We start from the raw sequence: 14,024 nt of genomic DNA, 5'->3' as shown, positions 1-14,024 counted from the left end.
TTTCAATGAATCTCCAGGACTATTTTCGCGAGGGCGTGGTCGCACCGCTCGGTTATTCGCCCAACTCGTCATCGATCAAGCCGGTCCACATAACCAACGGCCTGTGTCGCGCCGCCCTTGGTGAATACTACGACCCGAAGCTGCTGAATCACGCGCTGATACGCTGGGCCAAGAAGGGCACGGAGGAGCGGCATCCCACCAGTGATCTCATCGAGGATGCCAGGGATCATCTGGGCGACTTCGCCGAACCCGGTCGTATCGGGCAACTCAATGACCTTCGGGAACTACTCAAGGGTGTATTGGGTGCCGACAAAGCAGTGTTCGACAAGAACGAGTATTGCTCCTACACGCTTACGCACAAAACCCACGTCACACGCGACAGCAACGACCGTGACACCGGTGACTTTCTGTACGGCGTCCTGGCTGCAGATGTCGGGGCGGGCGAAAGCCCGATGCTCGCTCTCATCCGCGAACTGCTGAGCGACGCCTCCGACGAACTGTCGGTTGTCTCGCTGCCCCTTATTCAGGGGGTAGAGCCTCGCGAATACGATCCGGCCGCCGACGAGGCGCCGGACTCATTGGCGCTGCGTCGGCCTGCCCAGGGCGGCGGCTTCAAGTCCCATATCCTGCGCGATATCAGGAAGAGCTTCGATACGCTCGCGGTTTTCGAGCGTGCCAATGGCAGCAAGCTTCATTCGTTGCGCCGGCTCGCCTGTTTCTCGACCTTTGCCTTATACCTTCATCTGACCCATCGCGGTCTCGAATATGAAGATGGTCGCCAGTACGCAACGCAGCGGCCGCTCATGCTTACCGACTTCACCAGCAGTGGATGGTCGGCGGTTGCCGCGGCCAGTCATGCCAGTTATAACCTCGCGTCGAAGCGGATCGAAACGCTGATTCAGCACGGGGTTCGCGAGGTGCTGATCCGCGAGCATCGAGAGCGCTGGACGGGCAAGCAGATTGAAGAATTCATCGGTGAGATCGGCCTGAAAGGCACGCAGAAGAAGCAAGATCACGTCCGCGCCCATTTCTTGGAGGTGTTCCGCTCTTACTCGGTAGGCAGCACCAACCTTGAAGCGTTGGTCAACGCGATCGTCGACATCATGCTGGAAGAGTTGTCGGGCACGCCCACGGATTTTGCGCGCGCCCTCGGCGTGTGCGGCGGACTACTCGCGCCTCGTGGTCAACGCGCCGTTAAAAAGCGGTACGCCCCTAGCCCAGAACTGTTGGAAGTCCTGTTGGCGACGTGCGTAGAGCCGGGTCAAGAACTCGAGTTGTCGGAACTCTCTGAGATTTGGCGGGACCGCTTCGGCATCGTCACCGGTGCACTGCCTGGCGATTCAGCCGACCTCGCAAAATTCTCGATCATGGATGCCACCAGAGAAGACCTTGTCGGCAATGCCAACGCGTTGCGTGACACCTTGATCGATATCGGGTACGCCCGTCGTTATGCCGATGGCGTGACGATTATTCGCTTGGACAGGGCCACCAAATGAGCAGCATCGAAACGACCACGGGCGAGGTCATTGCCCGGGCGGTCATTGCGCAAGCGAAGAACCAAGCCTTCGGCGTCCTGGTCAAGGATATGCCGGCATTTGAGCCGTTGGCTCTGTTGCGAGGACTCAGCGTTTCTCAATCCCGTATTCGCGTTCGGCTTGCCATGGCGGGGTACAGCCCCGCGATCACGAAGATCCTGAAGGAGGCTGCGGTAACGGCGGGTTACATCACCGATTTCTTCGTCACAACGGTGGAAGGTGCAGAGCGCTGGCGTAATAAGGCCGAGGTCAAAGAGCCCATCGTCGTTGTAACCCCGAAGGACTTAGCCAAGCTCACGTCGCTGAACCGCTTCAAGACCCTTCGGTCGGAAGATCTCTACGACCAACTCTGCACGGAAGGGCGTGAGAAGTTCGGGGTGAATGACGCGCAGCGCCAGTTGTGGAAGGCGCTGCAGCACAAGAAAGTCCGGCAGTCGGTGCCGCTCGAGGGATTGCTGGCCTACTTTTCCGCCCTCAGCGCCTGCGTCCTTGAAGGCGAGATACCCGACAGTTCGAAGAACAACCTGTATTCGATTGGCCTGCTCCCCGACGCCGAACTCTTTGTTGTGCCCACGGCCGCAAAAATATCGCAGCGCCTGGAAGAAAACCGGCGAATCGTTGGGCAGATCGAGGTGTTGTCGAAAACGGATCGCCAGCGCATTTCGAAGGCGCTCGCGGTCCAGAAAGATACGACTGCCGGCGTGGAACTGCAAAAGATCTACCGCAAGGTGATGGAGTTCTACAAAAACCAGGACCCAGCCCGCCTCAGCGAACTGAGCCTGCAGGCCGTAAAACGACTCTTCCAGGCCAAGATCCAGGCAGACCAACCGCCCAACCCCACCGGAGACCCAATCCCGGAACCTGGCGACGACACCAACATTGGCGGCGGCGGCGACGACAGCGCCATCCCGGATCGGCCGACACGCAGCCCCACCATTCGGTGCGTCGACTTCATCCTCGATGGCAACGATGACGCGCTGGATTCTCTGGGAGAAGCCGTCGATGAAGCGATCAACGCCGAAGATGACGACGACGCGCCGGAGGTCAAAGACCCCGAGTCCGGCGCTGTCCTCAACGTCGAGTCCAAGCACCCGTTCCTGAGGCTGGTCGAACTCACCGTCAGTGAAGATGCCTGGGGCGGAAAGCTTCTGATCCCAGGCGAAGCCAAAACCCTCGACGAGGCTCTAGCTCAGGTCGAGAAAGCGGACCGGATCCTGTTCAATCCGACAGATGAGGAGTTCGACCTGCGCGGAATGCTGCAGGAAGTTACCTCGGTCCTGCAGGGCGATACCACGCTACTCAATGCGTTCGATAGCTTCAAATCGACCCGCCTTACCTTGGCCGCGCATGTACGCGGCCTCGTGCTGGAACCGCTGATCAAGCTCAATGCGAGCCCGACCATGCGAGCGGCGGCGCAGGAATATCTGCGCTCCTACGAAGTTCTGGTGGAAGGCTTGAAGCGGTCCTACGAGGCCATTTCCGAGTCGTCACCTGATGGCGTGCAGATCCTTTGCTCGCGCTTCCTCTCACTGGACACCATCATTCTTCAATGTGGAGGCGTCACGCGCGTGGTGTTGTCGCCGCTGCACCCGCTGCATCTGTGGAAGTTCATCGAGTTGTCCCATCAACTCAGAATCCAGGCCGGAAACATCACGCAGCAGGAGCGCGACCTGCTGCGTAGCCGCGTCGAGGAACTACCCAATTTCCTGACCACGCTATTCGTGCCGGCGCTGGTCACGGGCGGCGTGCACCAGATCTTGCCCGAGGCCGGCGTCCGCCAGGGCATTCCATATTTCGAACTCGCGGCCCACCAGTACGCCGGCCGCGATGGTCTCGCCGAGATCGCCAAGCTCTTCGACAAGTTCTGCACGCTTCACCCCCACGCTCGCCTGGGACTGCGCCTGGCATTTATCGATCCGCCCGACATTGACTTCGTTCTCAAGGAAGTTGTGCGGCTGACGGACAACTCGGCCAGCGAACTCGAACGGGTTCACGTTCGCCTGTTCTTCACCCAGCGGGTTACGCCCGCGGTGGGCGCGTTGGGTGGCGGTGCCGAAGATGAGGAAGGCGCCGAGCGGTTCAAGGGCATCGGCTCAGCAGGTGGCTTCACCTTGGAGGTCGATGACGAGGTCAAGAAGATCGACCAGATTGCCGAGGACCTGAAGAAGCAGCCGGCGCACATCGCAGTGCTGTTTGATCCGTCGAATGCCAAGACCTTGCGACTCAGCCGCATGCCGTCGCTCGCGGTGCATCCGATCTGTCTGCCGATGCAGTTCAAGTTCGACAAGATCACCAAGTCGGTCCGCGTAGTGCCGGCTGCCGACGGTGGACTGTTCGGCGATCACAACGACCTGCGGAACCGGGTCAGCAACGTCATTACGGGATCCTTCTATGGCGTCGCCGCTGAACTGCGAACCGAGGCACAACAGCTCCAGAAGCTGACCCAGGGATGCGTGTGGCTGGTCGTGGCAGACCGCGCCCAGGAGGGTGCGCTTTCCATTGGCGTGCCGCGGATTTCTCTCAAGCGTGCCGGCAAGCGCGACATCACCGTCTACGCGCGCGACAAGGCCAAGTTCGTCGCCGAGTTCGATCGGCAGTTGCGGAAGGCCAACTACACGCCAAGCAAGATGGCGGTCGAACGCTTGATCGACGATCTTGGCGGGCTGCTAACCGATGGGCTCCTGGCACTGGTGTCCAAGGGCGGTACCGTGTTGGATGAGCGCCGGACTCAGGGGCTGGTCGGAACACTCGTGAGCGCCGCGTGGTACCGGCGCAACCACGAGAAGAATCTCCTGGTAAGCATCGACAGCCCAGAAGCGCGCCGCTGGTTGGAATTGAGAGAGGACGCAACGAGGGCTGATCTCTTCGGCATCTGTGACGAAGCCGACGGTTCCTGCGTTCTCGACATCATCGAGGTGAAGACCTACGCCGAGCCGGACGACGCCTATCACGTCGTCAATGGTGAGGTGTCTGGCAAAGCGGTTGACCAGCTCGTCAACACCGCCCGCATCATCGACGAGATTTTTCAGCTGGATCCAGGCGCACAGAACATCGTCGCGCCCCAGCGGCGTGAGGTGCTGCGGCAGCACCTGTTCCGTGAGTGCTTCCTGGAAGGGCATACCGACATCCAGAAGGACTACTGGAGCCAGCGGCTCAACGCGATTTTCGCGTTGGACGTGAAGCCGCGTGTTCGGCTCTCGCTGGCGGTGGTCGGTCTTACGCAGAGCCGCCAATCGTCGACGCGCGTCCTGAAGGCCGGCGGTCGTGACGTTCGGCTGATTGAACTGACGGAAGATGAAGTCCGTCGTCACATCAGCGATCAGGTTGTGCCGTTGGCATCGTCGCCGGCGGCGAAGGCTGTCCCGCCAGATGCCGAACTGACTCCGACACCGGCGGCGCCGACCAAGCAAGCACCGGCAGCCCCGAAGGCAGCAACTCCGACCGCCGCGCCACGTTCGACTCCATCGCCTGTCGTGCCGGCGACGCCGAAAGCGAGCAAATCGGCACCGCCAGCCGCGGCCGCGTCAGAACCAGCGCCCGAGTTGCCTGATGTCGAAACTATCGGGGACGAGGAAAGCCGGCTCATCGTGAAGCAGGCCGAACATTTGAAGCGGATCCTTCGCGAATACGGTGTGCAGGTTCAGGAACTCGACTCGGCCAAAGCCCAGATCGGGCCCAGCGTCATTCGATATCGCGTCCGGCTGAAGGCCGGCTCGCAGGTCAACAAGCTACGTTCGCGGGCAGAAGACATCGGCCGAGAGCTCGCATCGCGGACAACGCCCTTCATCGACAACATCGCGGGCGAAAACTATGTCGGCATCGATCTGGAGCGTCCGGTACGCCAGATGATGCCGTTGCAGGCGGCGATCGACGAGTTGGCGCCACCCTCCGGCCTGCAGTTGCCGATCGCAGTCGGTGTCAGCCCGTCGGGCGAGCATATCCGCCTCGACATCGTTCAGCTGCCGCATCTGTTGGTGGCCGGCTCGACGATGTCGGGCAAGACGGTCTTCCTGCATGCCATCTTGCTGTCGCTGATTTCCAAGTTGGGGCCGGACGGGCTCGAGTTGATCATCATCGACCCCAAGGCCACGGACTTCGTCCTCTACAACGGACTGCCTTACCTGCGCGGTGGCGTCGTCATCACCGAGGCCGAGGACGCGATCGAGGAACTGCGGCGCCTGACTGGGGACGAACTGCGCGAGCGGACCCGGCTGTTGCAAACGGCCCGGTGCCCGAACGTCTCGGAATACAACCTCACGCACCCGCTGACACCGATCAAGCCCATCGTCGTGGTCATCGACGAATACGCCGACCTGATGGCGGTGCTGAGCAAGAAGGATCGGCAGGACTTCGAGCGGGAGATCAATCGGCTTGCACAGCGGGCGCGATCGGTGGGCATCCACCTGATCCTGGCGACGCAGCGGCCGACGGCGGATATCGTCACCGGCCTGCTAAAGGCGAACATGCCGTGCCGCGTTTCGTTTCGCCTGCCGCAGCGGGTCGACTCCCAGACAATCCTCGACCAGACGGGCGCCGAGAACCTGTTCGGCAAGGGCGACATGCTCCTGCTGCTGAACGATCGGCTCCTGCGACTCCAGGGCTACTTCATGCCGCCCACGGAGATGAGCGAATTGCTCACGGCTCGTTTCCCAGGCAGCGGCATGCCGACGTTTCCCGAACCCATCGACGATTCGGTGGATTTGACCGTCGACGACTCGGATCGGGCCAATCATGAAGATCTCGTCGGTGAAGTCACCGGGCTGACGGTCGACGGGCAGTCGAGTCGCCTCGACAGCGGTGCCGCCATGACCATCGAAGTCGTCGTTAAAAATGGTGAGGAGGTCGAGGTCACCGGATCATCCGGCGAAGTCCTGAAGCAGTCGATCGTGGCCGCCTGGCGGCATGTCCAGCAATCCGCCAAAGCCTACGACATCCCCGAAAAAAATGTGAAGGGCAAAGGCGTCAGCGTCCACCTCGTGAATATCGCCGAGTATCGCGAAGGGCCTTCTGCCGGCCTTCCGTTCGTTGCCGCTATGGTCTCGGCCCTGACCAACCGAGCCGTGCGCCACGGTGTTGCGCTAACTGGCGAGGTGTCGCTAAAGGGGAAGGTCGGAGCAGTGGGTGGCATCCCGCAGAAGATCGTGGCGGCCTATCGTGCCGGCCGGCAATTGGTCTTAATTCCTGCGGCGAATGCGGCTGACCTTCGTTACGTGCCGACGCAGGTCACGGACACCATCGAAGTAAAAATGGTGGATACGGCGGCGGCCGCTATCCTGGCTGTGCTGGTTGAGTAAGTATCGGCGCTTATGGCGACTACTGTCCGAATTATGGCTTTCGTTAGCTTCTGATTTGCAGTCTGAATTCAGTTACGGCCAGAATTCTAATCCTTTCACATAGATCTGAAAATGTCCCTACCCGAATTTCTTGCTACTGCAACCGCAGACAAGGGTGTTCGCTCCACGAGTTCCAGACATCATCCGGCTTCGGATTTCAGGCAGTACACGATCCATTAGGGAACCTCTGAATAACTCACCGAAAGTCGATGCGGTGACTGCGGCGCTGCCTTCATGATTGTTTTCTGCGAAGCCGACTGATTCATTTATCGGCCTGAGCTGATCAAAAGACGCTTACCGGTGACAATTCATCCCACATTGAGTATCAGCGGGCGCAATTCCCCCGTCATCGACAGCAATTTCTTTCGCACCATCCACAGATTCGACAGCGCAAACAGGGTCATCACCTGCGCCGTGTTTTTCGCCAGGCCCTTGAAGCGCACCTTGTTGTAGCCGAACTGCCGCTTGATTACGCGAAACGGATGCTCGACGAAGGCGCGAACGCGAGCCTTGGCATATTCCGCCTGCTGAGCCGCGCGCTTTTGACTGCCTTCCGGCATCGCACGAATCCGGCTTGAGCGAGCCGCGATCTGCCACTGCAGTTTCTTTCTCACCACGCGCTTGTCTGCGCCCGTGTAGCCCGCGTCGGCATAGACTACTTGCTCCCTGCCGTGCAGCAACTCGTCCACCACCGCGATGTCGGCTTCATTGGCAGCGGTTACCACCACGGTGTGCACCAAGCCAGAATCCACGTCCGCGCCGATGTGCGCCTTCATGCCGAAAAAGTACTGATTGCCTTTCTTGGTCTGGTGCATCTCGGGATCGCGCTCACCGTCGGCGTTCTTGGTCGAACTCGGCGCCGAAATGATCGTGGCATCCACCATGCTGCCGCGCTTGAGCAGCAAGCCTTTGCGCCCCAGGTAGGCATTGATTCGGGTGAAAAGCTCCAGCGCTAACCCATACGTTTCCAGCAGGTGTCTGAAATTCAGAATCGTGGTCTCGTCCGGAATCGGCCGCGTCAGCGACAGCCCGGCAAACTGACGCATCGAGGCGACTTCGTACAGCGCCTCTTCCATCGCCGGATCCGACAATCCGAACCAGTTCTGCATGAGGTGAATGCGCAGCATCGTCGCCAGCGGATACGGCGGCCGTCCATCGCCGCCCACCGGATACACCGGCTCGATCAGCGACAGCAGCAGCTTCCACGGAACCACCTGGTCCATCTCGGCTAGGAAAATCTCCCGACGTGTCCGTTTTCGCTTGCCCGCGTACTCCGCGTCCCCGAAACTCAACTGCATTGCTCCCGCTCCGATTCTTTTCTAGCCACAGATCGCAGCAACCATCACGCCACTCGCAATGGGTTTTTCAGACCTTCCTTAGCAGAGGGTGCGGACTTTAAGCTGGCTACCAGATTAAGAGTGCAGTGACCGGGCTAACTACTCGCCTTCAGATGACCCACGAGCGGCCAAGAGGCGAGAGAGTTGAAACCGAATTGAACATGTCGAAACTTCCAGCTCTGCTTTTACCAGTGAGACCACTTCGTCATGACTGGCTATTTGACCAGACAGATACTCTGGGATCGCCCAGCTTTCAAGCGCGACACGAATTTTAAGCGTCCGATCTGCTTTGCGCCGCGCGATAGCCTCTGCCCGCCTTTTAACAAGGTCGTGGGACAATTTTTCGAACCAGCAATAAGCAGTTGCGGTATTGATGCGGAAATCTCGGCATAGCCGCTTTAGAGCGACCGGAACGGCATCGCTGCCATCGCTGAGTGCGCTTTCAATCACCTGCTTGAACTGATTTCGCTTTCCCCGAGTCCTAAAGGCTCGAGGTCTGACGGTTGCTGTAGATGACATCGCGGACGAGAGGCGAGCGATTCGGGCGGCCTCCAAGGGCGAGTCGAGTATTAACGGCAACGGGACTTCTGTCGTCAGGGACAGATCAATCAATGAACTCAACGCCGGCTGTCTCCTCGGCGTTCGGAAACGCTCGACTCTACCGCCGACAGCAGATTTTCTTACGTTTCCCGCGCCGGCGCGTCGAGTGTATTCATTCATGAACAACGCAGTAGAGTCGGACTGGTACCGAAACGTCGGTTCTGATGCGCCCAATGCAATGATGGATAGCAGATCAGATTCGCCCGCCGTTGGACGCCGTTGCGTAGTCCACGCAGATGCAGGCGCTATAAGATCACAGCAACAGCGCTTGCACTGACTCATGCGACGCGCCTGATAGTCGAGTTGACGCTCTCCACACGATGCGCAGGTCGAATGCAAGGACAACCGGTGCTCGCGGCACCGCGTGATCATCTGCAACGACCATGAGAGCTTTTCATACTCTGGACTGCCGATGGCGCGCATTTCATTTACGCACGCGGGGCACCAGGACCGATACTGTCGAAGTACGCCGGGGCCGAACGTGGGTAACAAACTCTCGAAGATCAGCAGGGTCATCGAAGAGATGTCACGCCTATCCAGGCCGAATTCCAACCATCTGACGGTTGTCCGCGCGCTAGAACCGAAGCCGTTCATCATCAGGGACTGAGGGCCTGCGCACCGCCCGGTAATCCCTTTTCCGAACGCTATGATTCCTGTCCGTGATCTGAGGTGATTCGCGAGCTGATAGGAACTCACCCCGTGCAAAGCGGCGAGCCTGCAGAAATAGCTTGCTAATCCTTCTACTTCACAACCGATTCCTAACTCGGTTCCCAGTGGTCGACTCACGCAAGACACCGTGAAGCTCGTATTTCGTAAGAGAAACTCTGCATTCGAACGCTACTTGTACTGGGTGCTGCGAACACCCGGCTATCGGAGCTATTGCGCTGGACGAGCGATGGGCAGTGCCGTCGTCGCCTTGAGGCGAGAGGATTTTCTCGCTTACAGAAGTCGCAACCACTGTGATTCACCTTGGCAAAGGCGACATTGATCAGTTCCGGGTCGTCGTGCCGCCGGATTGCAAAGCAGAGTCGTTTGGGAAGCTCTGTCAGCCCATGTACGACAAGATCGTCGCCGGCAAGCAACAGTCGGCCTCCCTTGAAGCACTGCGGGACACGCTACTCCCACGCCTCATCTCCGGCCGTCTGCGCCTCCCCGACGCCGAGCGTCTCGCGGCCTCCGTGTGCTGAGCTTTTCATCCGCCGCGCCTCGTTGGCAGTATCTGCCAACGAATGCTAGGGTACGGTCATTCCATCGGCACCGGAGATCGAGCCATGCCTACCCGTAATGTGGTGCTCAGCGATCATCAGCACGCGCTGGTCGAGTCGCTGGTGCAGTCGGGCTCCTACCAGAACGCGAGCGAGGTGCTGCGTGAGGGCTTGCGCCTGATCGAGCAGCGTGAGCGCCTGGACGCCGCCAAGCTCAAGGTCCTGCAACAGGCGGCGAATCAAGGCTGGGATGACATCGCCGCCGGCCGTTACGTGGATGTCGCCAATGACCAGCTGGCCGACTTCATCCGCGCTCTCGGCGTCGAGGCCGCGCGCCGGGTACGGCCAGCCGGCTGATGCAGCCCTACCGGCTGTCCGCTGCGGCGCGAGCCGACATCGTCGACATCCTGGCTTGGTCGCTGGAGCAATTCGGTGAATCGGCGAGCCGGCGCTACGAGGCACTGCTGGTTGCGGCCTTGCAGGACGTGGCCACTGAGCCTGCAGGAGCGGGCAGCCGGAAGCGACCGGAACTGGGGAAGGGCGTACGCGCCTGGCATCTGCTTTCCAGCCGGGATCATGTGACGATGGATCAGGTCCGTCAGCCTCGGCACTTCCTGATCTACCGTGTGGAGCCAGGCCTGATCGTGATTGGCAGAGTGCTGCACGAGACGATGGACCTGGCCCGCCACCTCGACCCCGCGTCCTGGGAGTGAGTGCCTGATGGCCTTCCTGTCCGAAGCTGCAATCGAACAAGCCCTGCTGGCGCAGCTGCGCGGCCTGGGCTATGCGATCGCCCGCGAGGAGCTGATCGGCCCGGATGGCAGCGCGCCGGAGCGTGAAAGCCACGATGTGGTGCTGCTGCACCGGCGGCTGCGCGATGCCGTGCACCGCCTGAATCCGCAGCTGCCCGCGGACGCGAGGGCCGAGGCGCTGCGCCGGCTGACGCAAACCGAATTCCCGGGCCTGCTGGAGGAAAACCGCCGCATCCACGGCCTGCTGACCGAGGGCGTGGCCGTGGAGTACCAGGGCGAACGCGGCGAGGTCAGCGCCGGCACCGTCGCGCTGATCGACTTCGAGCAGCCCGAGCGCAACGACTGGCTGGCGGTGCAGCAGTTCGTGGTCATCAGCGGCCAGCTCAAGCGGCGGCCGGACGTGGTGCTGTTCGTCAACGGCCTGCCGCTGGCCGTGATCGAACTGAAAGCGCCCGGCAGCGCGGGCGCGCACCTGGCGGGCGCGTACAACCAGCTGCAGACCTACAAGCAGCAGATTCCGGCGCTGTTCCACACCAATGCGCTGCTGGTGACCTCGGACGGCATCGCGGCACGCGTGGGCTCGCTGTCCGCCGATCTCGAACGCTTCATGCCCTGGCGCACCACCGACGGCCGCGACGTGCTGCCCAAGGGCCAGCCGGAGCTGCCGACCTTGATCGAGGGCCTGTTCGAGCCGCGGCGCTATCTGGACCTGCTGCGGCACTTCACGGTGTTTGGCGAGACCGGCTCGGGGCTGGCGAAGATCGTGGCGGGGTATCACCAGTATCACGCGGTGAACCGGGCGATCGAATCGACAATCCGCGCCTCCGGCGGGCCAGCGGCCATTGCCGAGGAGCCGGCCGCTTACGGATTGCCGAGCGTGACCACACAGGCCAGGGGCGACCGGCGCGCGGGCGTGATCTGGCACACGCAGGGCTCGGGCAAGAGCCTGCTGATGGCGTTCTACGCCGGGCGGCTGGTGCAGCACCCGGCGATGGAGAACCCGACGCTGGTGGTGCTGACCGACCGCAACGATCTGGACGACCAGTTGTTCGGCACGTTCTCGATGTGCAAGGACCTGATCCGGCAGACGCCGGTGCAGGCCGAGAGCCGCGAGGATTTGCAGAAGCTGCTGGCGCGCGCTTCGGGCGGCGTGATCTTCACCACCTTGCAGAAGTTCGGCGAGCAGGCCGAGCCGCTGACGACGCGCCGCAACGTGGTGGTGATCGCCGACGAGGCGCACCGCTCGCAATATGGTTTTCGCGCCAGGCTCGATGCCAGGACGGGCGCGGTGTCCTACGGCTTCGCCAAATATTTGCGCGATGCGCTGCCGAATGCCTCCTTCATCGGCTTTACCGGCACGCCGATCGAAGCCACCGACGTCAACACGCCGGCGGTGTTCGGCCACTACATCGACATCTACGACATCAGCCGCGCGGTGGAAGACGGCGCGACGGTGCCGATCTACTACGAGTCGCGGCTGGCGCGCATCGAGCTCGACGAAGCCGAGCGGCCGAAGATCGACGCCGAAATCGAGGCGCTGACCGAAGACGAGGCGCAGGACCAGCAGGAAAAGATCAAGCGCAAGTGGTCCACCGTCGAGGCGCTGGTGGGCAGCGATAAGCGGCTGGAACGGGTCGCGCAGGACCTGGTGACGCACTTCGAGGATCGGCTGGCCGGCCTCGACGGCAAGGCGATGGTGGTGTGCATGAGCCGACGCATCTGCGTGGCGCTCTACGACGCCATCGTCAAGCTCAGACCCGACTGGCACAGCGCCGACGACAACGCCGGGGCGGTGAAGATCGTGATGACCGGCGCGGCCAGCGATCCCCCCCAATGGCAGCAGCACATCGGCAACAAGACGCGACGCGATCTGCTCGCCAAGCGCGCGCGCAAGGCTGGTGACCCACTCAAGCTGGTGATCGTGCGCGACATGTGGCTGACGGGCTTCGATGCGCCGTCGATGCACACCATGTATGTGGACAAGCCCATGCAGGGCCACGGCCTGATGCAGGCCATCGCGCGCGTCAACCGCGTGTTCCGCGACAAGCCGGCGGGCCTGATCGTGGACTACATCGGCATCGCGCAGAGCCTCAAGTCGGCGCTCGCGCAGTATTCGCAGCGCGATCAGGACACGACCGGCGTGGACGAGGCAGAAGCAATCGCCGTGCTGCTGGAGAAATACGACGTGGTGCGGGCCATGTTCGGGCCACAGGATGGCAAGGGCGGCTTCGATTACGCCACGGCACTGAGCGGGTTACCGCAGCAGCGGCTGGCGATGATGGCGGGCGCGATCGAATGGGTGCTCGACCGGCAGCAGGCGTGGGCCGCAGCCGAGACCACGAAGGACGGCAAGAAGGCGGCGCATCGCCGCTATCAGGACGCGGTGCTGGCCTTGTCCCGCGCCTATTCGCTGGCCTCGGCTTCGGACGAGGCGCGAGATATTCGAGAGGAGGTCGGGTTCTTCCAGGCGATCCGCGCGGCGCTGGTGAAGTCCGCCACCGGCTCGGGAGCGATTTCGCAGGAACGTGACTTTGCGATCCAGCAGATCGTGAGCCGCGCGGTGATCTCAACCGAGATCGTCGACATCCTGCAGGCGGCCGGCATCCAGTCGCCGGACATCTCGATCCTCTCCGACGAGTTTCTGGCCGAAGTGCAGCAGATGCCGAAGAAGAACCTGGCACTGGAAGCCCTGCGCAAGCTGCTCAACGACGGCATCCGCTCGCGCAGCAAGTCCAACATCGTCGAGACCCGCGCGTTTTCAGAGCGGCTGGAAGATGCGATTGCGCGCTATCACGCCAACGCCATCACGACTGCCGAGGTGTTGCAGGAGCTGATCGGGATTGCCAGGGACATCCGCGCCGCGCGCCAGCGAGGTGAGGAGCAGGGGCTATCCAACGACGAAATCGCCTTTTATGACGCGCTGGCCGAGAACAGCTCGGCACGCGAGGTGATGGGCGACGAAAAGCTGCGGGTGATCGCGCATGAGCTACTGAAAAGCCTGCGCGAAAACGCGTCGGTGGATTGGGCACACCGCGATTCCGCGCGCGCAAGAATGCGAGTGTTGGTCAAGCGCATCCTGCGCAAATATGGCTACCCGCCGGATTTGCAGGATGCGGCAGTGCAGATGGTCTTGCAGCAGGCCGAAGCCTTGTCATCGCAATGGAGCGAGTGACCGCTCCCGGCACCAAGCGGTCGGCGTCGCAAGGTTTAACCCCCTATCGGAGCAGCCAGGCTATTCCGATAGGGGTTTCAGATGGCCGCG

At 61.5% G+C, this 14,024-nt stretch carries 8 protein-coding genes and 1 pseudogene; 6 read left to right on the top strand and 3 right to left on the bottom strand.

Annotated features, from left to right (window positions below; all coding sequences use genetic code 11):
* The first annotated feature begins 5 nt into the window (after positions 1-5).
* Positions 6-1,496, top strand: coding sequence for a hypothetical protein (locus ACQZF9_RS20145; protein WP_428310753.1), 1,491 nt, complete (start codon positions 6-8; stop codon positions 1,494-1,496).
* Positions 1,493-6,829, top strand: coding sequence for a DNA translocase FtsK (locus tag ACQZF9_RS20140; RefSeq protein WP_428310752.1), 5,337 nt, complete (start codon positions 1,493-1,495; stop codon positions 6,827-6,829). Before ACQZF9_RS20145 ends, ACQZF9_RS20140 begins: the two co-directional genes overlap by 4 nt.
* Before the next feature lie 347 nt (positions 6,830-7,176).
* Here the strand turns inward: ACQZF9_RS20140 and ACQZF9_RS20135 are convergent, their stop codons facing one another.
* The 3 genes and pseudogenes from ACQZF9_RS20135 to ACQZF9_RS20125 all read right to left on the bottom strand — a co-directional run.
* Positions 7,177-8,166 carry an IS5 family transposase gene (locus tag ACQZF9_RS20135; RefSeq protein WP_428310096.1) on the bottom strand — a complete coding sequence of 330 codons (990 nt, stop codon included), beginning with the start codon at positions 8,164-8,166 and terminating at the stop codon, positions 7,177-7,179.
* 138 nt (positions 8,167-8,304) lie between these two features.
* On the bottom strand, positions 8,305-8,826 hold the full coding sequence (locus tag ACQZF9_RS20130) for a hypothetical protein (protein ID WP_428313505.1): 522 nt from the start codon (positions 8,824-8,826) through the stop codon (positions 8,305-8,307).
* A gap of 375 nt (positions 8,827-9,201) precedes the next feature.
* Positions 9,202-9,501: pseudogene (locus tag ACQZF9_RS20125) on the bottom strand (hypothetical protein); the annotation flags it as partial.
* Between the two features lie 356 nt (positions 9,502-9,857).
* On the opposite strand from ACQZF9_RS20125, the gene ACQZF9_RS20120 reads away from it, so the two are divergent.
* The 4 genes from ACQZF9_RS20120 (at position 9,858) to ACQZF9_RS20105 (ending at position 13,934) form a co-directional block, all read left to right on the top strand.
* Positions 9,858-9,992 (top strand): hypothetical protein, encoded by a 135-nt coding sequence (locus tag ACQZF9_RS20120; protein WP_428310751.1) that lies wholly within the window; start codon positions 9,858-9,860, stop codon positions 9,990-9,992.
* Between the two features lie 84 nt (positions 9,993-10,076).
* Positions 10,077-10,367, top strand: a complete 291-nt coding sequence (locus ACQZF9_RS20115; RefSeq protein ID WP_428310750.1) for a type II toxin-antitoxin system ParD family antitoxin — start codon at positions 10,077-10,079, stop codon at positions 10,365-10,367.
* On the top strand, positions 10,367-10,723 hold the full coding sequence (locus ACQZF9_RS20110; protein ID WP_428310749.1) for a type II toxin-antitoxin system RelE/ParE family toxin: 357 nt from the start codon (positions 10,367-10,369) through the stop codon (positions 10,721-10,723). Before ACQZF9_RS20115 ends, ACQZF9_RS20110 begins: the two co-directional genes overlap by 1 nt.
* 7 nt (positions 10,724-10,730) lie before the next feature.
* On the top strand, positions 10,731-13,934 hold the full coding sequence (locus tag ACQZF9_RS20105) for a type I restriction endonuclease subunit R (protein WP_428310748.1): 3,204 nt from the start codon (positions 10,731-10,733) through the stop codon (positions 13,932-13,934).
* The last annotated feature ends 90 nt before the right edge of the window (positions 13,935-14,024 follow it).

This window comes from Hydrocarboniphaga sp., assembly GCF_965279055.1.
In the GTDB taxonomy this organism is placed as follows: Bacteria; Pseudomonadota; Gammaproteobacteria; order Nevskiales; family Nevskiaceae; genus Hydrocarboniphaga.
The sequence above is the reverse complement of the archived record's forward strand: the minus strand, read 5'-3'. Positions and strand labels throughout refer to the sequence as shown.

Coding starts and splice junctions, on each gene's coding strand:
- ACQZF9_RS20120 (WP_428310751.1), top strand. CDS start 9,858: ATGTACGACAAGATCGTCGCCGGCAAGCAACAGTCGGCCTCCCTTGAA.
- ACQZF9_RS20135 (WP_428310096.1), bottom strand. CDS start 8,166: ATGCAGTTGAGTTTCGGGGACGCGGAGTACGCGGGCAAGCGAAAACGG.
- ACQZF9_RS20145 (WP_428310753.1), top strand. CDS start 6: ATGAATCTCCAGGACTATTTTCGCGAGGGCGTGGTCGCACCGCTCGGT.
- ACQZF9_RS20140 (WP_428310752.1), top strand. CDS start 1,493: ATGAGCAGCATCGAAACGACCACGGGCGAGGTCATTGCCCGGGCGGTC.
- ACQZF9_RS20110 (WP_428310749.1), top strand. CDS start 10,367: ATGCAGCCCTACCGGCTGTCCGCTGCGGCGCGAGCCGACATCGTCGAC.
- ACQZF9_RS20105 (WP_428310748.1), top strand. CDS start 10,731: ATGGCCTTCCTGTCCGAAGCTGCAATCGAACAAGCCCTGCTGGCGCAG.
- ACQZF9_RS20115 (WP_428310750.1), top strand. CDS start 10,077: ATGCCTACCCGTAATGTGGTGCTCAGCGATCATCAGCACGCGCTGGTC.